This window comes from Pseudarthrobacter xylosi (genome assembly GCF_055412765.1).
Genome location: NZ_JBVAYT010000010.1, coordinates 76,138 through 97,753 on the forward strand (window position 1 = coordinate 76,138; position 21,616 = coordinate 97,753).

The window sequence follows — 21,616 nt, forward strand, 5'->3', positions numbered from 1 at the left end:
ACGTGCCTCACGGAGAGCGTGGTGAACATTCTGCCAGGGAGGATGAGGCCAGTGCCGGAACCTAGGAGCTACAAGAGCTTCGGCTGAGGTTATGCCTGGAAACAGCGCTTCATGCCGTGCTCCAATACGCAAGAAGCTTCCCTGTTTGTCCGGAGAGGTGTCGCGCTTGCTCGGTCCGCTAGAAGAAATCAATTCTTCGCACCCTACATAATCTCGAGGGTCAGTCCTAAGGAGAGCTTGTGAATCTTAATCGCGTCATACAGGTCGTTGATACGCACACCGCGGGCCATCCGACCCGCGTTGTCGTCGGTGGTCTCCCACTTCTTCGAGGCAGCTCCGTCCGAGAAAAGCGTGACTACCTTGCCAAATACCACGATCACATCCGGACGTTCCTCAACCACGAACCTCGGGGTCACACAGGGATGTTTTCAGCCGCACTAGTCGAGCCTGGGCACAGCGACGCTGACTTGGGCGTCATCTTTATCGCAGGCTACAGCTACCTTGATATGTGCGGCCACGGAACTATCGGCGCAGTAACTGCTGCCATCGAACTGGGCCTCTTGGACATTGTCGAGCCCGTGATGACCGTCCGTGTTGAGGTTCCAGTGGGCCTGGTAGAGGTTACAGCACACGTCGAGAATGGTTCGGTCAAGCGCGCCGAGCTGGCTAACGTTCCATCATGGGTCCACCCAACAACGATAAGCATCCCTGGTCTCGGCCCGGACGGGCTAGAAGTCAATCTGGCTTTCGGCGGCCTGTGGTACGTTCTGGCGGACGCCAAGAAGCTCGGTATCGAGGTCGTGCCCGAGAACCTCCCTTCCTTGATGGCAAGAGCATGTGAGATGCGGGAAGACGTGCGGCAATTGAGCGCAAAAGGAGGCGCTCCCGAAAGTAACCTGCCCTACGCGGATTCCTGCATGATTTACGAATCAGATTCCAACTCGGGTTCATTTCGAAATGTCGTCGTCCTGGCTCCAAATAACTGGGATCGTTCCCCCTGCGGCACCGGAAGCAGCGCCCTTGCCGCTCTCTTGGCACAACGTGGGGTCATTGGTAACGAGGGCACCTTCATTAATCGCAGCATTATCGGGACGGAATTTAAGGTGAGTGTTTCATCGGGACCCGGTATCGGAGAACGGAACGCTACCCCAACCGTCATTCCCCGCATTTCTGGCAGCGCCTACATTACAGCGATATCGAGCCTTCTCCGTAGCCAGGGAGATCCAATTCAAACGGGCTTCTTACTGTGAGCCTAGGGTTCTGTCGTTCCTTTGTTTAGTCTCTATTCTTGTTGGGATGTTGGGATGTTGCGATTTTGAGTACTTGCTAGTGGGAGAGCGTCGGATACGTTACTTAACCTGCGGGTTGCTATCCCTTCGTTGAGTGACCGCTGTAGTTATTAGTACGATCTCACCAGCGCCGATTCCTTGGAGGATGGCCAAACGCCGCTATGGTCCACATGCATGGGAAGGCAGTCCCGGAATGGTCGCTGGGCTTCAGTCCGGGACGGAGCCTGTATGCGTGTCGTGACCATTGGACCTCTGGGCGGCACGGACAGCGAAGATATTGCGGATTCCGTTTTCACGTGGCCAGCAGGCCCGTCTGGCAGTAAGCCTTTGCCCAAACGAGTTGGCGTAGTGGCCCGGTCAGTGTTTAGGGGATGGTCGGCCGTTCAGCAACGCCCGTCTTGGTAAAGAACGGGAGTTCTCGAAGCTACTTCCACTCCCGTGCTTTGAACGCCGATAATGGAGATTATGTAAGCTAGCGATATATCGCGATATATCGCTAAAAAGAAGTTCAAGGGGAAGCGGCACAGCCGCTCCACTATCCGATCCGTCCGTCGCTCGCGACTAACGCCCGAGAATGTGGCGAAGATCAGCACCAACTTCGACACCGCATACTGGGGGAAAAAACTACACGAGCGTCTTGGACAGGTTCACCAAGTGGCTTGGAGGCACAGGAAACTAAGAGCCTGCACAATGTGTCGGGTGGTGCTCAGCCCATTTGGGCTGAGCACCACCCGACACAGCTGTTTGAAAGGCTACCGGTTTCACAGGTCACCCAGTGACGCGCCGTAACGCCGCCAGACAATGGATGGGGCGTTGGCCGGTCAGGCGCTTTCGAGGCCCTGGTGGTTCACCGGGCATCCGGCCTGGGGAACGGCGCGGGCTGCCGGCTGCTCCACGGTGATCCCGTACAGGGTTTCGAGCGCGGATACGTAGTCGTCCTGCTGGCCGTTGGCGGCGAGCTCACGGGCACGGACTGTGGGCACGTGCAGCAGCTGCTTGACCATCCGGCGGAGGGCGAACTCCACTTCCTCGGCGGCGGCCGTGCAGCCGTGCCGGGCACGGACGCGCTCCATTTCCGCGTCAAGGACATTCATGGTGTGCCGGCGGAGGGCAACGATGGCCGAATCAACGGAGCGGGCTTCCCGTTCCTGTTCGAAAGCCTGGGCTGCGCCGGACACAATGCCGCTGGCCTGGCTGAGGGACTCGGCCTGTTCCTGGGGTGCTGCCAAACGCACGGATTCGAGCGTGAGGAGCTCGACGCCGTCGAGCTGGCCGACTTCCGGGTCAAAATCGTGGGTGAGGGCGAGGTCGATCGCGATCAGCGGCCGGGGCGAGGCCGCCCGGAGCTCGGCAAGTTCGCCGGCCTCGACGCGGGTGTCGGAGCCGCTGCAGCCGATCATAACGTCGGCCGCCGCAACGGCTACGGGCAGGGAGTCGCTGTCCAGCGACGTTCCGCCACGCGTGGCGACGAACGCTTCGGCGCGTCCCGAGGAGGAAAACACGGAGATGTCGGTGCAGCCCCGTTCGCGGAGCAGCGCCATGGTGGCGCCGGCGTAGGCGCCGGTGCCGAACACCACGACCTTCTTGGCCGACCAGTCGGGGCTCTCGGAGAGATCGGTGGCCAGATCCAGTGCCACTGAAACGATGGACAGGCCCCGGGAACCGAGGGCGGTCTGCGCCCCCACGTCCTTGGCCGTTTTGGAGGCGGCCTGGAAGAGGCGGACCAGGCCGGAACTGGCCGTGCCCTCGTGCTGGGCAGTGATGAGCGCGCGGCGGACCTGGCCGGCAATTTCACGTTCACCGACCACGGCGGAGTCCAGTCCGGCGCTGACCGCGAAAAGGTGCTGGCTGACTTCGGGGCCGGTGCGAGTGCTGAACGAGCGGGACACCAGCTGTTCGTTGAGTCCGCTAAGGCCGCTGATCTCGGACACGAGAGCCGCCCGGGCAGCCTCAACATCGTCGGCGTGGGGAGCTTCGCCGTAGATTTCGTAGCGGTTGCAGGTGGCAAGCACCACCGCGCCCGTCACTGCCGGCGATCCGGCGAGTGCGGATGTAGCGATCCCCGAGGCACCGTTGCTCAGTTGAGCAACGGTCTCAAGATCGATGTCGGCGTGTGTAGCCACCAATGAGAAAAGAACCACAGCAGGTCAATCATAGCTTTTTCGTTCCTCGGTAGAACAACCCGTACCTGTCCTGCCCGTTGAGTTTGGGGCCGAGAGAACAGTGTTCTTACGCCACGAGGTTGTCAGCCGCTGTGTCCATGTGTTCGCGAATGGTCTTGCGTACCAGGGATGCGTCTCCTGTTTCGATGGCCGCCACGATGTCGCGGTGGCGGTTCACGCTCATGTTTTTAGTGCCTTTGTCCCGTCCGGCGAACATGATGGACATCCGGATTGACCCTTCAAGTGAAGTCCAGGAGTGAAGCAGGGTTTCGTTGCCGGTCAGCCTGCAGAGGGTGCGGTGGAATTCCATGTCGGATTCGATCCGCTCCGCCAGTGACGAATCTTCCGCCGCCTCCATAACATCAATGGCCTTATGGAGGGACTGGATTGCATGGGTGCGGTCCGGGAGTTCGCACAAGGTGCGTGCAGCCAGGGACTCAAGGGCAGCCCGGACGGCGAAGATGTCGCGGATCTCCTTAGTGTCAAGGTGACGGACGGAGAGACGTCCGCGGGGACCTGCGGACAGCAGGCCCTCCTGTGCCAGCTGGCGGAGTGCTTCGCGGAGGGTTCCCCTGCTGATGCGGAGCATTTCGGAGAGTTCGGTTTCGACGAGGTGCCGGCCCGGTTCCAGTTCGCCGCTGGTGATGGCGGTCCTCAGTGCTGATAACGCCTGCTCGCGCAGGTTTTGCTTTTCCAGTCCCAGCAGCGGTGCTGTCAGTTCGGCCATGGCGTCTGTCCTCAGTGTTAGAAGTCGACGGTTTACAGTGGGTGCTTGTTTGATAGTACGGCAGAAAGCACGGCACCGGGCGGGACCTGGTGCCGTGCTTTCTGGTGGTGCAAGGTCAGCTGAGTTCGGCGAGCACCTTCGTCACGATGCACTCCACGGCCAGGCCGTAGCGGTCGTGCAGGGTGGGCAGTGCGCCAGCGTCCAGGAACTGGTCGGGCAGTGCGACGGGAACCACGCGTTTTCCCACTCCAGCGGTGACGACGGCGGAGGCGACGGTTTCGAACAGGCCACCCACCACCGAGTGGTTCTCCAGCGTCACGGCGAGCCGGTCGGTGTTGATCTCGGCGAGGACGGTGGCGGCGTCGAACGGCTTGATAGTTGGGGTGTGGACGACGGCGACGTCCACGTTGTGCGCGGCGAGGGCTTTGGCTGCCTGGAGGGCGCGCATGGTCATCAGGCCGGAGGAGATGAACACGACGTCGTTGCCGCCGCGGAGCACCTTGGCCTTGCCGAGCTCGAAGGTGTAGTCGTACTCGTCCAGGACGGTGGGGACGTTGCCGCGCAGCAGGCGCAGGTAGGTGGGTCCGTCGGATGCTGCGAGCTGCGGGACTGCCTGTTCGATGTCGATCGAGTCGCAGGGGTCCACGATGGTCAGGTTGGGCATGCCGCGGAAGATCGCCATGTCCTCGGTGGCCTGGTGGCTGGGACCGTACCCGGTGGTCAGGCCGGGCAGGCCCCCCACGATGTTCACGTTCAGGTTGGGTTCGGCCGCGTCCAGGCAGAGGAAGTCGTAGGCGCGGCGGGCGGCGAACACGGAGTAGGTGGAGGCGAACGGGACCAGTCCGGTTTCGGCCAAACCAGCGGCAGCGCCGAAGAGCAGCTGCTCGGCCATGCCCATCTGGAAGAAACGCTCCGGGAAGGCCTTCGCGAAGATGTGCATATCCGTGTATTTGCCCAGGTCCGCGGTGAGGCCGACGATCTTGTCGTTCTCCTGCGCGGCCTTGACCAGGGCGTGTCCGAACGGGGCGGATGCGGTCTTTTGGTCGGGGTCGGCGAAGGATGCGATCATCGCCGAGGTCTTCAGCTTCGGTTTGGTGGCTGTTGTGGTGTCAGGGGCCTCGCTGGTGGTGCTCATGCTGAAGCCTTTCCTTCGTAGCCTGCGGTCAGTTGCTCGCGGCAGGTCTGCCATTCGTGTTCTTCGATGCGCATGAAGTGCGCCTTCTCGCGCTCCTCGAGCAGGGTCACGCCGCGGCCGACTTTGGTGTCGCAGAGGATCACGGAAGGGGCTCCGACGGCGGCGGCCTGGGCAGCCGCGTTATCGAACGCGGCCAGCAGTTCGGCCATGTTGTTGCCGTCCACGCGCTGGGTGTACCAGCCGAACGCTTCCCACTTCTCGGTCACGGGTTCAGTTCGAAGCACCGTGTCAGTTTTCCCGTCCGCCTGCAGGGCGTTGATGTCCACCATGGCGGTGAGGTTGCCGAGCTGGTGGTGGTGGGCGCCCATGGCGGCTTCCCAGGTGGACCCTTCGTCGAGTTCGCCGTCGGAGAGGAAGTTGTAGATCCGGGACGAAGAGCCCTGATGGCGCAGGCCCAGGGCCATGCCCACGGCGATGGACAGGCCGTGGCCCAGGGATCCGCCGGAGATTTCCATGCCCGGGGTGTACGTGGACATCCCGGACATCGGCAGCCGGGAATCGTCCGAGCCGTAGGTCTCAAGTTCGGAGACGGGGATGGTGCCGGCTTCGGCCAACGCCGCGTAGTGACCGATGGCGTAGTGGCCTGTGGAGAGCAGGAACCGGTCCCGGGCCTCCCAGTGCGGGTCATCCGCGCGGAACCGTAGTTGGTCGGAGTACACGGCGGCCAGCATGTCCGCCGCGCCGAGGGCCTGGCCCACGTAGCCCTGGCCCTGTACCTCGCCCATGTTCAGGGCGTGGTGCCGGATCCGGTACGCGGCGGCGGAGACGCGTTTAATGCGCTCTGCACTTTTGTCGGGTGTTTTGCTCGGGGATGTTGTTTCTTGTGTGAGGACCACAATTCTGCCTTTCGAAAGTGGTAACTGCTCTTGGGGGATGCCTTCAAAGGCATCCGGACTGCCTTGGACTATGCGTTCAGGCGTGCGGGGGTGCTTCTGGTGGCCTCGTCCGCCAGTTCGCGTTCGCGCTTGCCCCAGGTTTCCCGGGTGACCAGGGCGGCCCAGAGGCCGATCGCAGCGTAGAAGCTGAAGAGGAGCGCGGGGCCCATCCAGCCGAAGCTGACGAACAGCAGGGTGGTGACGAAGGGCGTGAACCCGGAGACCATGGCCGAGATCTGGTAGGCCAGCGAGGCGCCGGAGGAGCGGGTCTTGGCCTGGAACAGTTCCGGGAACCAGGCACCCTGGGCGCCGGCCAGGGAGTTCTGGCACACAGCGTAGGAGATGGCGACCGTGGCGATGATGGCTATGAACATTCCGGTGTTGACCAGCAGGAACATGGGAATGCCAAACAGGAGCGCGAAGGCTGTGGACCAGACGTACAGGGGCCGGCGGCCGATCCTGTCCGTGAGCCGGGCCCAGGCCTGGGTGGCGAAGATGCCGATCGCCGAGGCGATGCAGAGCGCCACCAGCGTCTGGGTCTTGTCGGCAAGGTGCTGGCTGTTCAGGTAGGAGATCATGTACGTGATGGAGACGGCGTAGCCGGCGGTCTCCGCGATGCGCAGGCCAATGCCCTTGACGATGCTGCGCCAGTCGGTCTTGATGACCTCGATGATCGGGGACTTCACGATGGAGCCGCTGTCCTTGACCTCGTCAAAGACCGGGGATTCCGGCACTTTGGCGCGGATGATCAGGCCCACCACAACCAGGACGATGCTGGCCAGGAACGGGATTCGCCAGGCGAGTTCGCCGCCGAGGTTCACGCTGACCAGGAACACGAGGTTCGCCAGCAGCAGGCCGACCGGGAAGCCGGCCTGCACGATGCCGGTGTACTTGCCTTTGGATTTCCAGGGTGCGTGCTCGTAGCTCATCAGGATGGCACCGCCCCATTCGGCACCGAAAGCAAGGCCCTGCACGATGCGGACGAGTACCAGCAGCGCGGGAGCGAGCAGGCCCACCTGGCCGTAGGTGGGGAGCAGGCCAATCACGAACGTGGCCACACCCATCAGGATCAGGGAAGCCACGAGAACCGGCTTACGGCCCACCTTGTCGCCAAGGTGCCCGCCGATGATGCCACCGATGGGGCGGGCAGCGAAGCCGACGCCGAGGGTCGCGAAGGCGGCCAGGGTTCCGGTGACGGGGTCGCCTGTGGGGAAGAACGCCGTGCCGAAGTACAGGGCCGCGGCGGTGCCGAAGCCGATGAAGTCGTACGTCTCAATGACGGCTCCTACACCGGATCCGATTGCGACGCGCTTTGCATCCTTGGTGCCATGTACATGGCCGCGCATTTTCAGAGCTTCGTTGCTCATGGAGTCTTGTCCCTTTCGATAAGCGATGGGCACAAGCTCCAACGCTGTCGACCGTTAACACTGAATACGACAATAGTGACGCAGGTCATGCATCAATGTCAACAGTCAATGTTCAGGGTTGACTGTCGACATCGAAGCCCTCTATAGTGATTCGCATCACCCTCAGCAGATTCAGAGGATCAGCGCTGATACCCACCCCGTATCGGCTCATGCTCTGGACTGCTGCAGCAACATTTACCTAGGTTTCCGAGGAGCATCATGAGCAACACCATCCAGCGCACCGCAGTTCTGACCGGGGCCACGTCGGACCGGGGGATCGGCATCACTACCGCCCGCCGCTATGCCCGTGAAGGCTGGGCTGTGGTGATCCTGGACCTCGACGGTGAGAAGTCCGCCAAGGTCGCCGCCGAAATCAGCAACGAGTACAACGTCCCCGCCTTCGGCCACGAGATCGACGTCGCCAACGAAGGCTCCGTCACCGCCGCCCACGCCGCCGTTGCCGCCGAAGTCGCGGCCGGCAACCTTCCGCCGGTGGGTGCCCTGGCAAATATCGCCGGCATCACCTCCCCCCTTCCGTTCCTCGAAACCACCCTCGAGCTCTGGCACAAGGTCATGGACGTCAACGCCACCGGGACGTACCTGGTCACCAAAGCGTTCCTCCCCGACATGATCGCCAACGGCTGGGGCCGGATCGTGAACATGTCCTCAGTCTCCGCCCAGCGCGGCGGCGGCGTCTTCGGCAAGGTCCCCTACTCCGCAGCCAAGGCCGCCATCCTCGGCCTCACCAAAGCACTCGCCCGCGAGCTCGGCTCCACCGGCGTGACCGTCAACGCCATCACCCCCGGCGCCGTGGACACCAACATCCGAGTGGGCAGCACCGAGGAACAGGAGGCCGCCATCAACGCCGGCATCCCGCTGGGCCGCAACGCCACCACCGAGGAAGTAGCAGCCGTCATTACCTTCCTCTCCTCCAAGGACGCCGCCTATCTCACCGGCACCACCATCGACATCAACGGTGGAAGCCACCTCCACTAACAGAGCCGGCACAGCGGGAAACCCGCGGCGTCATAAAGAAGGCTGTGGGTACGGCCCGGCCGTTCCTTCCCCGAACAGTGGCGGCCCTCGTACAGACGACGGCCGCCACTCATTTCCCCGACCGTGGAGAACAGATGCCGCCCAAGCGAGCGACTCCCCGAAAACACGTTCAATGGAACCTCCTAATCAACACGGTGGTCGAAATCCGCCTCCATGGCCAGACAATCAGAACAGGTCTTGTCGAAGACGTCATGCCAGACTCCTCAGCTTTTTGGCTCGCTGCTGACAGCAACAACCCGCGCCAAATATTTGAAGTCTGCCAAGGCCACCAGGTCTGGGTGACCCCACAGCAACTCAGCGGCGAGCTCAGCTACCGGATGACAACACGTCAGATCTTCGGAACAACCACCACGAAACCTTGAGCGTCAATCGAGCCCAGGAAGTGCGGGTCAAAATCCATACAGCCTCCGGCCCTCAGGTTTTGAACCGCCTGAGCTCCTCAGCCTGGTCCAGCCCGCCACCGGCCGGACGTGTTGCACCCTTTACCATGCGCCGACTGAGCAGTCGTGCGTTAGTGGATTCCGGGGGAAACCCCACGAATGACGCCAGGAAACAGCTGCCCTTGCGCCCACTCCCCCCGTCCGTTTTCGAACGCCGATAACCGGCCTTTCGTCAACCTGAGACCGCCGGGGTGCCACTTTCATTTGCAAGGGTCACCATTACTGTGAACCAGTTTCAGGGCTTGGGCTTCCATAGTTCCAGGTCTGACCAACCGGCGGGAAAGCCCATACTCACCTCTGGTGAAATGAGTTCGGAACCGTCCGGTGCTTGAAGCTTGATGTCGAGTTTTCTGATTTGCGTCTTGAAGGTCAGGTGCCAGTTCGTGCCACTCGTGTGAGATCGGAGCATGAAGGCCAGGACGGCGGCGTAGATATAGAGCCTCTGATGCGCTTTGGGCGTGACAGTGAAGTCGGGTTCGAGCAAGTGGGCCAGGAGATCACCGGCTGTGTCATGTTCGCGAAGTGAGAGTGACCTTTTGAACGCGCGGTTGAAAAGACGCGAACCGTGGGCGCACGTGTTCCGAAAGTCCACCATCATACGCAGCACGGCACCGAAGCGGCTGGGGTGGGCAAATCCAAACATGCGGGCGACCGAGCGCGCGTCCGGCGTCTGCATGAGGTCGTAGAGGAACGGTAGATTTCCGAAGCTCAATACTTCAGTGACAGCCCAGATGGGCACATCTTGTTCCGGGTACTTTGACAGGTGGTGCTTGATGAAGTCTTCGTCTTCCGCGCCAGAAGAAACAGCTTCCCGCCAGGTCTTCGTCCATGCGTCAAACTTAGTGTGCTCGCCGACAGCTTTATCGCAACTTTGCGCATCCAAATATTCCTTCGATGCGTGAGCTGCGACGTTCCTCGAGGCGAGCGTGTGGGCGATTGCAGCCCTTAAGCGCACCTCGAATTCAAGCAAGCCTTCCTGGCAGATCCGGGCCAGCTTGAAGTCGAATGCTTCCAGCTTCATGACGTGGTCGATGTTCGCACCCGGTATGTAGTCATCTGACCGGTACTGGTGCAGGCGAGCATCAATTGTGTCCGCGGGGAGCAGCCTCCGGAAGACGTATCGGTACGCGCCGGAGCGGAAGTAGCCGACGCGTGTCAGGAAGTTGAGCGCCTCGGCGCGGTCAGGAATCGCGAGGCCACGGACTTCGAGTTGTTGAAGCAGCTCGTCGCGCTCTTTAAATTCCTTTGTATACTCCACGCTTCACCGTTTGTCGCACAATGAAAATCGCCCCCTTGAGCCGAGGCTCAGAGGGGGGCGATGTCTGATGAATAGAATCTAACACATCTGCCGCGCGGGCGCGTTCGTATGAGCTTTCGTTTGAATGAGGAGAAGAGACCCGCCGGATGCTGGCGTAGCAGGAGTGCCCTTCATACGTAAGACAAACTACAGAATGGCTCGCGACTCTACAGGAGCAGGGTTCGCCGCCTGCTTGGCTTGGCGCAGGTACTGGTAGACAGTCTCCCTGCTAATCCCGTAATCGTGAGCAAGAACAACTTTAGGAATCCCGCTGTCAGCGCGTTGGACCAATTCGGCGGCTCGTTCCGGTGTGAGGGTCTTTTGCCGTCCTTTGTAGGCGCCGCGCTGCTTGGCGAGGGCGATGCCTTCCCGTTGGCGTTCCCTGATGAGGGAGCGTTCGAATTCAGCGAAGGCCCCCATGACCGAGAGCATGAGGTTTGCCATGGGGGAGTCCTCGCCGGTGAAGACCAGGCTCTCTTTGACGAACTCCACGCGCACCCTTTTTCGAGTGAGGCCTTGGACGAGAGCACGTAAGTCGTCCAAGTTTCGGGCGAGCCGGTCCATGCTGTGCACGACCACGGTGTCCCCGTCGCGGGCGAAGCGCAGCAGTTCCGTGAGCTGTGGCCTACCAGTGTCTCTGCCCGAGGCTTTATCCGTGAAGACCCGGTCCAGAACCTGGCCTTCAAGTTGGCGCTTCTCGTTCTGGTCCAGAGTGCTTACTCGTACGTACCCGATCCGCTGTCCGGCCATTGTTGCTCCAACCCTTTGCCTGTGAGGTTGAGTTCTAGACCCGTCCTGCAAGGAAGTCAAGACCAAAACACTTGGGCGTCAGGTTGGGGTGTGCCCTAACCTTCGTTTTTGCAACAAAAGCATCGCTAGATCTCGGGCCACAGCTTCTAGGGCATCCGTACGACTTACGTGTCTGCCGCCCTTAAGCTGCTTTTGATGCTTCGGTGACAGGGGAAACCCTGTGATCGCCCGTAAATTACCCTTTTGAGTCGGGTCGCCGCTTCCAAGGGAAGGGATCGGGTCGTAAAAGATGACATCCGTGCTCCGCCGGCCTGGTGGCACGCCTGCAGGGAGGCGAGGCAAATTGTCAGGAGTACCCTGGCGGGGCTGTGGGACGAAACTGGGATACATGATGCCTAGGACAACCACACTCCTTTCCTGCGGGAAGGGCCGCGATGGTCGAGAAGCAGGAATGAGGGAGCCGTAGTCTCCGCCAGTGTTCTGCCGTTTTTGTTTAGTTTGGGACCTCACTTTTACTCCCTAAACCAGCTGCTCCAACCAACCATTCGGCGGATGCATCAAACGGGCTAACATCAAATCTGTGGCTGCTTCAGCGCCCCGTCTCGGGGGTGTTCCTGGGATTTCTCCTGTAGTTCAAGGGCGATAGCTCTGGGCAGCAAAACTCTTATGTCCTCGTCGGCGTAGACCGCTATGCGTCCGCGGCCTCCGTCAAGCCAAACCCAGAAAACGGAGGCATCGGGGCATACAACATCGACTTCGCCCGCAAGGATTGGCTCGCCATCCCGCTGAACCAAGACGTAACCGCCTTCAACTAACTGTCCCCACTGATTGCACGGAAGCTCGTCACACTTGTCATAGGAAACGGGGGCAAGGGGATCACGCATCTCAATTGTCGTCACGGCTGGTTACCAGCCGCGTTGGGCGAGGCGGTGGGGTTGGGGGATCTCTTCGACGTTGATGCCCACCATGGCTTCGCCCAGGCCGCGGGAGGCCTTGGCGATGACATCGGGGTCATCGAAGAACGTGGTGGCCTTGACCACGGCAGCGGCACGCTGGGCCGGATTGCCGGACTTGAAGATACCGGAGCCGACGAACACGCCGTCAGCGCCGAGCTGCATCATCATCGCAGCGTCAGCCGGGGTGGCAATGCCGCCAGCGGTGAACAGCACCACGGGGAGCTTGCCGGCGGCGGCGACTTCCTTGACCAGTTCGTACGGGGCCTGCAGTTCCTTGGCCGCGACGTAGAGCTCGTCCTCGGCCAGGGCGGCGAGCTTGGCGATCTCGGCGCGGATCTGGCGCATGTGCCCGGTCGCGTTGGAGACATCGCCGGTGCCGGCCTCACCCTTGGAACGGATCATCGCCGCGCCTTCGTTGATGCGGCGCAGCGCCTCACCCAGGTTCGTGGCGCCACAGACGAAGGGAACCTTGAAGTTCCACTTGTCGATGTGGTGGACGTAGTCGGCCGGGGTCAGGACCTCGGACTCGTCAATATAGTCCACGCCCAACGACTGCAGGACCTGGGCCTCCACAAAGTGGCCGATCCGGGCCTTGGCCATGACCGGCACGGACACCGCTTCGATGATCTTGTCGATCATGTCCGGATCGGACATCCGGGACACGCCGCCCTGGGCACGGATATCGGCCGGAACGCGTTCCAGCGCCATCACTGCAACGGCACCGGCGTCTTCGGCGATGCGGGCCTGTTCAACATTGACGACGTCCATGATGACGCCGCCCTTGAGCATCTCAGCCATGCCCCGCTTCACGCGGCTGCCGCCTGTCTCCGTAGCCGGTGAAATGGTCGTCGTTGTCATGAAGAAGTTCCTATCTGGGAGGTCATATGTCAACCATCGGAAGAATGTAATTGCGCGGTAATTCTCCGGGGGAGGGCCGTTATCTTAGATGAGTCTCTTTGACGGTTCAGTCGCTTGGAACTTCTCATTCAGTCCGGCTGGCGTGGTCTTGTTCATAGGTAAGGCCAAACGGCACGCTGTGGGACAGCGTGACCGAAAACCGTTCAAAGTCGTGACGGGTGACGAGAACTCCTTGAGCACCGGCTGCCTGTGCTTCGACGTGAGCAGCGGCGACGGCTGCGTTCAGCTTGTCTTGCATCTCCGTTCGGGTTTCGACGCGGATATCAGCGATGACACGGTTAGTGTTGATGGCGAGGTCCTTTCGGCAAAAAGATTGCTTAGGTGGTAGACCACACGGTTTGCTGGTCGTGCCCGACTTCGTTGCGTGGGAGACGTTGTGCAACAACATCATCGGTGTACTCATGTGGCTAACTTCCGCTCGATTTCCATGAAGCCTTCCCGGTTGGATTCAGGGCTTGGGCGACGTTCAAGAGGTGAGTAGCTTGGAACCAGGGCCTCCCAGTTGCGAGCATGAAAGGCCCTGGCGGTTTAAGCGCCTGCCCAGGCAGGCAAAATTTCTACTTCCGCGCCAGCAAGGCAGCCCCAGTCATCGCATCGGTAGGACTTCATGACGGTCTACCCTCTGTTGACAGACTCTTGCAGCCTCATCGGCGGATATTGGAGGTGGACAAAGTGCTAGTCGGTCTCGGGTCCCTCGCAGTAGTGGCAACCCTCTTCACAGCCAGATTGCTGGGCAGCGGGGAGAGGCAGCACAGTAAGGACAGCGTCCCGGATTCGCCGGGTTACTATTCCGCCACTGACAGCCAATAGTGGACCCTGTTGCCCTTCAAATGTGTTCTGAAGAACGAGCGAGCTAGTCAAGGAAGGCCCCTGCAGGGGGAAGGGAGTGCCTCGGCTTGAAGAGGCTGAGGTTTCCGGTGACCATCGCCCAAATGATGGGCTGCCCCTTGTCGGGGGGCATAATGCTCCCTTCAACAATAAAGTTGCCTTCTCCTTCCCGGTCGACCGGGGCCCACCATCCGTTCGCCGGGCAATGCTCGCCAGTTTTCGCCTCGAAGGTTTTATGGGAGTTCAAGCGGACGTGCGGGCGGGGAATGCGTTTCTTCACTGCTTCAATCCTTGATCTTCTCTAGCTTGGCTTAATTTTTTCCTGAGGTACCCGGGTCGTCACTCCGGTCCTCTGCTATGACCCGTCGGATGGGCCGCGACCTGAGGGTCATTCGGGGGTTACGTATGCACCAGCGATGCCGCCGTCAACCAGGAAGGTTGAGGCGGTGATGAATGATGAGTCGTCGCTGGCGAGGAACGCTACGGCGGCGGCGAGTTCTTCCGGTTCTGCGAACCGGCCCAGGGGGACGTGGACGAGGCGGCGGGCGGCCTTCTCGGGATCCTTGGCGAAGAGTTCCTTCAGCAGCGGCGTGTTGACCGGTCCTGGGCACAGGGCGTTGACTCGGATACCCTGTCGCGCGAATTCGACGCCCAGTTCCCGGCTCATGGCTAGCACGCCGCCTTTGGATGCGCTGTAGGAGATTTGTGAGGTCGCGGCACCCATGACCGCTACGAAGGAGGCGGTGTTGATGATGGAGCCTTTCCCCTGGGCCTGCATGTAGGGGAGTGCGTATTTGCAGCAGTAGAAGACGGAGGTCAGGTTGACTTCCTGTACTCTGCGCCAGGCGTCGATGCCTGTGTCGATGATCGAGGCATCGTCTGCCGGTGAGATCCCGGCGTTGTTGAAGGTGATGTCGACGCTTCCGTAAGTCTCGTGGGTTACGGCGTAGAGGTTCTTTACTTCTTCTTCGCTGGTGACGTCGACCTTTACATAGAGACCGCCGACTTCATCGGCAGCGCGTTGCCCGGAGGTTGGGTCCAGGTCGGCGATGACCACGTTTGCGCCTTCTGCTGCGAAGCGGCGGGCTGTTGCGAGTCCGATACCGCTGGCGCCGCCAGTGATGACAGCGCTGCGGCCCTTGAGGCGGTTGGAGATTACTTCAATCATTTTGTCTTCCTTAGTTGGTGGTGACGTCAAGGGTTCGTGGAGATGAAAACGTTTTTTGTTTCCGTGAAGGCATCGAGTGCGTCGGGGCCGAGTTCGCGTCCGAGACCGGACTGTTTGAAGCCTCCGAAGGGGGTGGAGTAACGCACTGAGGAGTGTGAGTTGACCGAGAGGTTTCCGGACTCAAGTCCTCGGGCCATCCTGAGTGCACGCCCGACGTCCCGTGTCCAGATTGATCCTGAGAGCCCATAGATTGAGTCGTTGGCCAGGCGGAGCGCGTCGGCTTCGTCCTTGAAAGGAACGACAGCTACGACGGGGCCGAAGATTTCCTCGTGCATTACCCGGTCTTCGCGGGAGGGCGTCAGGACCGTGGGTGGGAACCAGAAGCCCTTGCCGGCCGGGGCCGAGCCCTGAAAGGCGATGGAAGTGCCATCCGGAACAAAGCCGGATACTGTCCGGTGCTGGGCTGCCGAAATCAGCGGGCCCATGAAGGAAGCCTCGTCGCTTGGGTCCCCGACCTGCAAGGCTTTGACTACTGGTTCCAGAAGTGCGAGGAACTTTTCATAAACGCTGTCCTGGACCAGGATCCTGGAGCGGGAGCAGCAGTCCTGTCCGGCGTTGTCAAAGGCACCTCCTGGCGCTGCTGATGCGGCGGCTTCCAGGTCGGAATCAGCGAAGATGATGTTAGCGCTTTTGCCGCCCAGTTCCAGTGTTACCGGCTTAAGCTGATCAGCGCAGCCAGCCATAATCCGCTTGCCGACACCGGTGGAACCGGTGAAAACAACTTTCCTAACCGCAGGATGGGTCACGAACCGATCGCCGACAATTGAACCCTTGCCCGGGATAATTTGCAGGACGCCTTCGGGCAGCCCTGCTTCCTGCGCGAGGTGTCCGAGCCGGATGGCGGTCAGCGGTGTCAGTTCCGCCGGTTTCAGAACGACAGTGTTGCCGGCCGCCAGGGCTGGTGCAAAACCCCATGCTGCGATTGGCATCGGGAAGTTCCACGGGACGATTACCCCAACAACTCCAAGGGGTTCGTGGAAGGTGATGTTTACTCCTCCAGCCACTGGGATTTGCTGGCCAAGGTGCCGCTCAGGGGCCGCAGAGTAGTAGGTCAGGACGTCGCGGACATTACCGGCTTCCCAACGGGCGTTGCCGATGGTGTGCCCGGCGTTGCGTACTTCCAACTGGGCCAGGTTTTCAAGGTCCGCGTCTACGGCGGAGGCAAATCGGCGCAGCAGGAGTGCCCTGTCTGCCGGGGCGACGTTCCGCCAGGTCTCATAGGCCTGGGCCGCTTTTTGGATTGCCCTGTCAGTATCCTCGAGTGTTGCGAGAGCTATGGTCTCGATGACCTCTTCCGTTGCCGGGTTCAGTACGTCAGACGTGCTGGTGGACATTGGCTGGGTTCTCCGTTCGGTCTTTCCGGTAGTTATTTGCGGCTTCAATAAATCCTTTGAAGAGCCGTAGGTCGTTGGGGTTTTGTTCCGGGTGGAACTGGACCCCTAGTGCCCATCCGCCTGTCGTTGTTTCAAGGGCTTCCACTGTGCCGTCGGCAGCCGCGGCCGTTACGCACAGTCCATCAGCGATGCGGTCCATAGCTTGGTGGTGGTAACAGGGTGCGCTGGCACTGGGGCCTAGAAGCAATCGGCTAATGCTTCCGGTCGTCGTTGTGAACTCCACTTCACCGAAAACACCCGGTCCGGGTTGGTATTTGGCTTCCGGGTTCACATCCGGGATGTGTTGGATCAGCGACCCGCCCATCGCAACATTGAGGATCTGGGCGCCCCGGCAAATGGCGAAGAGTGGAAGCTCGGCTTCCAGTGCTGCCTTGGTCAGGGCGATGTCATGCTCGTCCCTGGCTGGTTGGGCCCGGGTGAGTTCGTGCTGCTCCGCTCCGTAGTGCTCCGGGCCTACGTCGCTGCCTCCTGAAACGATCAGTCCGTCCAGAACCCCCACAATGGAGGGGTCAGTGCCCACGGGCGGCAAGAGGACGGGGGTGCCGCCGGCCGCGACAACTGCCTTTACGTAGGTTCCCGGCAGGATTGCGGCGTCTTGTGTCCAGACACCCCAGGAAGCTTCCTGGAAGTAGGTTGTCAGCCCGATTCGCGGGCGATAGGTATTAGAGCCGTTCAAAGACACGCTTACGCTCCCAATCCGTTACTGCGCTGTCAAACGCTTTCAGCTCGACGTCTGCTGCGAAGACATAGTGGTCCACGACTTCATCGCCGAACGCCTTACGTGCGATCTCGCTGCTGGCCAGCAGAGCGCGGGAATCCCGCAGGTTGGTGGGGATGCGGTCAGCATCAGATTGGTACGCGTTGCCCGTCGTGATCGGCTCAAGCGGAAGCTCGTTCTCGATACCGTGAATGGCGGCGGCGATGAGTGCCGCTGCCGCGAGATAGGGGTTGACGTCGCCGCCTCCGACTCGGTTTTCCACTCGAAGGCTGGGACCGCGTCCGACGATGCGCAATGCGCAACTGCGGTTATCTAGCCCCCAGGCGATGGCTGTGGGGGCGAAGCTGCCCTCCACGAAGCGCTTGTAGGAATTGATGTTCGGGGCCACGAAATATGCCAGTTCCTTCAGCGCAGCGAGCTGGCCGGCGATGAAGTGTTCCATGACGGGGCTGAAGCCGTGCTCACCGTCACCGGCCAAGACAGGTTTGCCGTCCAAGTCGGTCAGGCTGAAGTGGATGTGGCAGGAGCTACCTTCACGTTCGTTGTACTTCGCCATGAATGTGATGCTCTTGCCCTGCTGTGCGGCGATTTCCTTGGCGCCGTTCTTGTAGAAAACGTGGTTGTCGCATGCAGCAAGTGCTTCTGCATAGCGGAACGTGATTTCCTGCTGGCCCAGGTTGCATTCGCCTTTGGAGGATTCGACGACCAGGCCGGCTTTTTCCATGCCGTTACGAATGCTGCGGATCACCGGTTCCAGCCTTGCCGTGGCCAGCAGTGAGTAGTCCACGTTGTAGCGGGTTGAGGGGGTGAGGCCCTCGTATTTCTTATCCCATGCTTCTTCGTAGCTGTCGTCGAACATGATGAATTCGAGTTCGGTGCCGATATGCGCCCTGTATCCCAAGGCCTCCAGACGTTCGATTTGGGATATTAGAATCTGCCGCGGGGACTGGGCGACGGGTCGGCCGTCGAGCCACAGAATGTCGCACTGAATCATGACAGTGCCTTCAAGCCATGGCACAAAGCGCAAGGTGGAGACGTCCGGCCGCATCACCATGTCTCCGTAGCCGTTTGCCCAGGAGGACATGGCGTATCCATCGATGGTATTCATTTCCACATCGACGCTCAGAAGGTAGTTGCAGCCTTCGGCCCCGTGCCCAAGTACGTCTTCCAGGAAAGACTTTGCTCCGCAGCGCTTGCCCTGCAGGCGGCCCATTGAATCTGTGATGGCAACGACGACGGTGTCGATTTCGCCCGAAGCAACCAGGTCACGCAATTCATCAACGCTCGGCTGGCCTCGCAGTGATGTTCCCGTTGGTTGATTAGTCATTTTAGTTCCGTAACTTTGATCGATTTTGAGGGAGAACTTTGGGGTAGTACGAGCCCGCTTTGGGGCTCGGGTTAGGTAGGCTGGGTTGAATCAGAGGACGACACGCAGTTCGCTCCACTCAAGGGTATTGGTCTGAATTCAGACCATAAGCTCACTCCAGTGTGTGGGAGAGCACGCACCGCGTCAAGGTGTCCGGCCTAAATTTCCGCCGCTTCCCGCGAGGACAGCGTCTGACCGCAGCTTCCGGAGGACTGCCTGCTCCGCATGCACAGCCCGCCAATGGCGTTTTTTTGGGCCGATTATGATTGGTGCATGGAAGAGGAACGGTTCGAAACGTCAGCCCCGGTTGTCCGGCCCGCTCGGCACGGTAACGTTTTCGAGGAAACCATCGAACGATTGCTCCAGAACATCAAACTCGGCCTGTTCGCAGTGGGGGAAAAGTTGCCCCCGGAACGGGAGCTTGCAGAGTTACTGGGGGTCTCGCGTGCTACTTTGCGGGATGCATTGGCCGAACTGCAGAAAGCCGGGTACGTCGAGGTTCAGCGCGGACGCTATGGCGGCACCTACGTGTGTGGCCGGCCTTCGGCTGGTTCAGAATCGTTCCCGGAGCTGGATCCGGCGGAGGTGGAAGACATTCTGACCTTCCGTAATGTGCTTGAACCGGCGGCCGCGTCGCTGGCTGCCAAGGCCACGTTATCTCCGGCCCAGCGCAGCCACCTGCTGAAAACTCTGGCTGAGGTGGCCAGCGCGCCGGCGGAGTTGTACCGGCCAAAGGATGCGAGGTTCCACGTCGCCATCGCAGAAGTTACCGGGTCTCCCAGCTTGGCCCGGGCCGTCGCGGATGTTCGTTCAAAGGTCAGTGACCTTTTAGATCGAATACCGCTTCTTGAGCCGAACCTGGAGCACTCCAACCAACAGCACCAAGCGATCATAGATGCAATCCTCCGCGGCGACGGTGAAGAAGCGTTTCGGATGGCGCAGGACCACCTGCAGGGTACAGCCTCCTTGCTGCATGGATTCCTTGTATCTTCCGAGTCACAAGTGTCACCGGAAGTGGTTGCGTCCAGGCCCTAGCGTGAGCGCTCTCGCTCAGGCGTGGGCTGGCATATCAGGAAAAATCTCTAAAGCTTCTGCTTCAAGCCCCAATGCGGCTGCTGAAAATCAACTGCATGATTCTCCCGCCGCAGTCCAGCAGTTCACATGTCAGTGGTACGGGGTACGGGCAGGCGTGAAGTAAATCTTCTTCCGGGCATCTTTTTATGCCACAGTACGTACCCCGGCGGCAGGGCAGCTCTTAAGCTAGTCCGCCCGACAGGCCCGCCGACGGTGCAAGTGGAGGCGGCCCGTTTCGAACCGACCTCTTCCGTGCCTAATCCTGATTGGCCCGAAAACACGCCTTTGGCGTCCCGGGCAGCGAGCCAGGCAGTTCGCCCAAAGCACCGGCCAGAAGCGCCCTCATGAGAAAAATTGAGGGAGACGCGGGAATTTTAAGCCGAACCGCTTGACGCCATCCGTGATCTCCCACACACTGGAACAGAGTTAATGGTCTAAATTCAGACCAGACGGTAACAATCCGGAAATATTCTGGCTACATCTTTCCTACATCCTCAGATAAGACGTCGTTCCGGGCCTTCGCCATCTCAAGCCCACCTCGTCACCCGATCCTGATTCCCTGCAGAAAGAACACTAGTGATGCTCTCCAGCACATCTCAAACAACTGCCTCGGTGCAGACTGCGGCAAAGAGGCCGCTCTTTGCCGCCTCGTCTGGCACCTTCATTGAGTTCTTCGATTACGGTTCCTATTCCTACCTGGCCACCACTATCGCCGCCGTGTTTTTCCCTCCGGGCAACCCCACGGTCGCGCTCGTGCAGACTTTCGCTCTGTTCGCTTTGTCGTTCGCAATGCGTCCGATCGGTGCGCTGTTCTGGGGTCACTTCGGTGACAGAATCGGCCGTAAACGCGCTCTTGCCCTCACCATCATCGGGATTGGTTTGGCCACCACCTGCATCGGCCTGCTGCCGGGCTATGCAACCATCGGCTTCTGGGCACCTGTGCTCCTTGTACTCCTGCGCCTCATTCAAAGTTTCTGCACTGCCGGAGAATACACCGGCGCTGCCATTCTGGTCGTTGAATACGCCCCGGCTGACAAGCGGGCACGCTACATCAGCTCTGTAGCCATCGGATGCGCAGTCGGATTCCTTGCGGCATCTGTTGTGTCGACCCTTTTGAATGGACTGCTTGATGAGGATGCGATGGTTTCGTGGGGTTGGCGTGTTCCGTTCCTTCTCGCTGCACCGATGACGCTGGTCGGCGTCTACTTGCGAAACCGCATCGATGAGACTCCTGTTTTCCGGGCAGCCCAGGAAAAGGGCGAGCTGGCCAAGCTCCCTCTGGTTGTGGTCTTCCGCGAGCACTGGCGGGCGCTTCTTCGGACGCTGGCAATCATGGGCGTCAATGCCACAGGGTACTACCTCGTGCTGGGCTACATGCAGACCTACCTTGAAGTGGAAGTAGGCCTGTCCGGCTTCGAAGCCAGCATGATCATGACCACCTCACTGCTGGTCTACCTCCCCATGCTCTACGGTGGCGCCTACCTCTCCGACCGTTTTGGTCGCAAGACAATGCTCATGACCAACGCAGTGCTCTTCCTGGTCCTGAGCTACCCGATCTTCCTGCTCCTGGGTATCAGCGGCTTCGCAGCAGCAATGGCCATCCAGATCCTGTTCGTTGGGATCTTCTCCCTCAATGACTCCACTATCGCTTGCTTTTTCACTGAATCCTTCCCGGCGAAGGTCCGCTTCAGCGGCTCCGCCATACCGACCAACGTTGGTGTCGCAATCTTCGGCGGCACAGGTCCGCTCGTCGCGTCCTGGCTGATTGCCCAAACCGGTAACAATACGATGCCGGCCTTCGTCATGATGTTCGTTGCGCTGATCGGCGCGGTCGCGCTGATCTTCACCAAGGAAACCAAACCCACCAAGGCCGAAGCAGCCGCCCTCAACGCCGCCACTGCCGAGGCCGAGGCCAAAGTCCACTAAGAGCGCAAGCG

19 protein-coding genes are annotated in these 21,616 nt (G+C 60.5%); 4 read left to right on the top strand and 15 right to left on the bottom strand.

What is annotated here, in order from left to right; genetic code table 11:
- The first annotated feature begins 239 nt into the window (after nucleotides 1-239).
- On the top strand, nucleotides 240-1,250 hold the full coding sequence (locus ACZY1F_RS18565) for a proline racemase family protein (protein WP_463943779.1): 1,011 nt from the start codon (nucleotides 240-242) through the stop codon (nucleotides 1,248-1,250).
- 860 nt (nucleotides 1,251-2,110) lie between these two features.
- Here ACZY1F_RS18565 and ACZY1F_RS18570 read toward each other — a convergent pair.
- From ACZY1F_RS18570 to ACZY1F_RS18590, 5 genes are all read right to left on the bottom strand, one after another.
- Nucleotides 2,111-3,430, bottom strand: coding sequence for a glutamyl-tRNA reductase (locus tag ACZY1F_RS18570; protein ID WP_463943781.1), 1,320 nt, complete (start codon nucleotides 3,428-3,430; stop codon nucleotides 2,111-2,113).
- A gap of 88 nt (nucleotides 3,431-3,518) precedes the next feature.
- Nucleotides 3,519-4,178 (bottom strand): GntR family transcriptional regulator, encoded by a 660-nt coding sequence (locus tag ACZY1F_RS18575; protein ID WP_463943783.1) that lies wholly within the window; start codon nucleotides 4,176-4,178, stop codon nucleotides 3,519-3,521.
- A gap of 115 nt (nucleotides 4,179-4,293) precedes the next feature.
- On the bottom strand, nucleotides 4,294-5,313 hold the full coding sequence (locus ACZY1F_RS18580) for a transketolase family protein (protein ID WP_463943785.1): 1,020 nt from the start codon (nucleotides 5,311-5,313) through the stop codon (nucleotides 4,294-4,296).
- Complete coding sequence (locus ACZY1F_RS18585; protein WP_463943787.1) at nucleotides 5,310-6,209, bottom strand: transketolase; 900 nt, start codon at nucleotides 6,207-6,209, stop codon at nucleotides 5,310-5,312. The genes ACZY1F_RS18580 and ACZY1F_RS18585 overlap by 4 nt, the downstream gene beginning before the upstream one ends.
- 68 nt (nucleotides 6,210-6,277) lie before the next feature.
- Entirely contained in the window at nucleotides 6,278-7,615 is a 1,338-nt protein-coding gene (locus tag ACZY1F_RS18590) for an MFS transporter (RefSeq protein WP_463943788.1), read from the bottom strand.
- A gap of 258 nt (nucleotides 7,616-7,873) precedes the next feature.
- On the opposite strand from ACZY1F_RS18590, the gene ACZY1F_RS18595 reads away from it, so the two are divergent.
- Entirely contained in the window at nucleotides 7,874-8,650 is a 777-nt protein-coding gene (locus tag ACZY1F_RS18595; RefSeq protein WP_463943790.1) for an SDR family NAD(P)-dependent oxidoreductase, read from the top strand.
- Nucleotides 8,651-9,385: 735 nt separating this feature from the next.
- Here ACZY1F_RS18595 and ACZY1F_RS18600 read toward each other — a convergent pair.
- The 10 genes from ACZY1F_RS18600 to ACZY1F_RS18645 all read right to left on the bottom strand — a co-directional run bounded on the left by ACZY1F_RS18600 (nucleotide 9,386) and on the right by ACZY1F_RS18645 (nucleotide 18,566).
- Nucleotides 9,386-10,408, bottom strand: a complete 1,023-nt coding sequence (locus ACZY1F_RS18600; RefSeq protein WP_463943792.1) for an Abi family protein — start codon at nucleotides 10,406-10,408, stop codon at nucleotides 9,386-9,388.
- Nucleotides 10,409-10,594: 186 nt separating this feature from the next.
- On the bottom strand, nucleotides 10,595-11,197 hold the full coding sequence (locus tag ACZY1F_RS18605) for a recombinase family protein (protein WP_463943794.1): 603 nt from the start codon (nucleotides 11,195-11,197) through the stop codon (nucleotides 10,595-10,597).
- Between the two features lie 572 nt (nucleotides 11,198-11,769).
- On the bottom strand, nucleotides 11,770-12,096 hold the full coding sequence (locus ACZY1F_RS18610) for a hypothetical protein (RefSeq protein WP_463943796.1): 327 nt from the start codon (nucleotides 12,094-12,096) through the stop codon (nucleotides 11,770-11,772).
- A 6-nt stretch (nucleotides 12,097-12,102) separates the two neighbouring features.
- Nucleotides 12,103-13,011, bottom strand: a complete 909-nt coding sequence (gene pdxS / locus ACZY1F_RS18615; RefSeq protein ID WP_463943797.1) for a pyridoxal 5'-phosphate synthase lyase subunit PdxS — start codon at nucleotides 13,009-13,011, stop codon at nucleotides 12,103-12,105.
- Between the two features lie 124 nt (nucleotides 13,012-13,135).
- A complete protein-coding gene (locus ACZY1F_RS18620; RefSeq protein WP_463943799.1) occupies nucleotides 13,136-13,474 on the bottom strand; it encodes a hypothetical protein in 339 nt (112 codons plus the stop codon).
- 450 nt (nucleotides 13,475-13,924) lie between these two features.
- Nucleotides 13,925-14,179, bottom strand: coding sequence for a hypothetical protein (locus ACZY1F_RS18625; protein ID WP_463943801.1), 255 nt, complete (start codon nucleotides 14,177-14,179; stop codon nucleotides 13,925-13,927).
- 108 nt (nucleotides 14,180-14,287) lie between these two features.
- The gene (locus ACZY1F_RS18630; protein ID WP_463943803.1) at nucleotides 14,288-15,067 is read right to left on the bottom strand and encodes a 3-oxoacyl-ACP reductase; all 780 of its coding nucleotides are present in this window, start codon (nucleotides 15,065-15,067) and stop codon (nucleotides 14,288-14,290) included.
- A gap of 26 nt (nucleotides 15,068-15,093) precedes the next feature.
- Nucleotides 15,094-16,461 carry an aldehyde dehydrogenase family protein gene (locus ACZY1F_RS18635; protein ID WP_463943804.1) on the bottom strand — a complete coding sequence of 456 codons (1,368 nt, stop codon included), beginning with the start codon at nucleotides 16,459-16,461 and terminating at the stop codon, nucleotides 15,094-15,096.
- Nucleotides 16,442-17,203, bottom strand: coding sequence for a gamma-glutamyl-gamma-aminobutyrate hydrolase family protein (locus tag ACZY1F_RS18640; protein WP_463943806.1), 762 nt, complete (start codon nucleotides 17,201-17,203; stop codon nucleotides 16,442-16,444). The genes ACZY1F_RS18635 and ACZY1F_RS18640 overlap by 20 nt, the downstream gene beginning before the upstream one ends.
- Nucleotides 17,184-18,566 carry a glutamine synthetase family protein gene (locus ACZY1F_RS18645; RefSeq protein ID WP_463943808.1) on the bottom strand — a complete coding sequence of 461 codons (1,383 nt, stop codon included), beginning with the start codon at nucleotides 18,564-18,566 and terminating at the stop codon, nucleotides 17,184-17,186. The genes ACZY1F_RS18640 and ACZY1F_RS18645 overlap by 20 nt, the downstream gene beginning before the upstream one ends.
- Before the next feature lie 264 nt (nucleotides 18,567-18,830).
- Here ACZY1F_RS18645 and ACZY1F_RS18650 point away from each other — a divergent pair, with 264 nt between their 5' ends.
- A complete protein-coding gene (locus ACZY1F_RS18650) occupies nucleotides 18,831-19,640 on the top strand; it encodes a FadR/GntR family transcriptional regulator (RefSeq protein ID WP_463943810.1) in 810 nt (269 codons plus the stop codon).
- Between the two features lie 618 nt (nucleotides 19,641-20,258).
- The gene (locus tag ACZY1F_RS18655) at nucleotides 20,259-21,605 is read left to right on the top strand and encodes an MFS transporter (protein WP_463943812.1); all 1,347 of its coding nucleotides are present in this window, start codon (nucleotides 20,259-20,261) and stop codon (nucleotides 21,603-21,605) included.
- The last annotated feature ends 11 nt before the right edge of the window (nucleotides 21,606-21,616 follow it).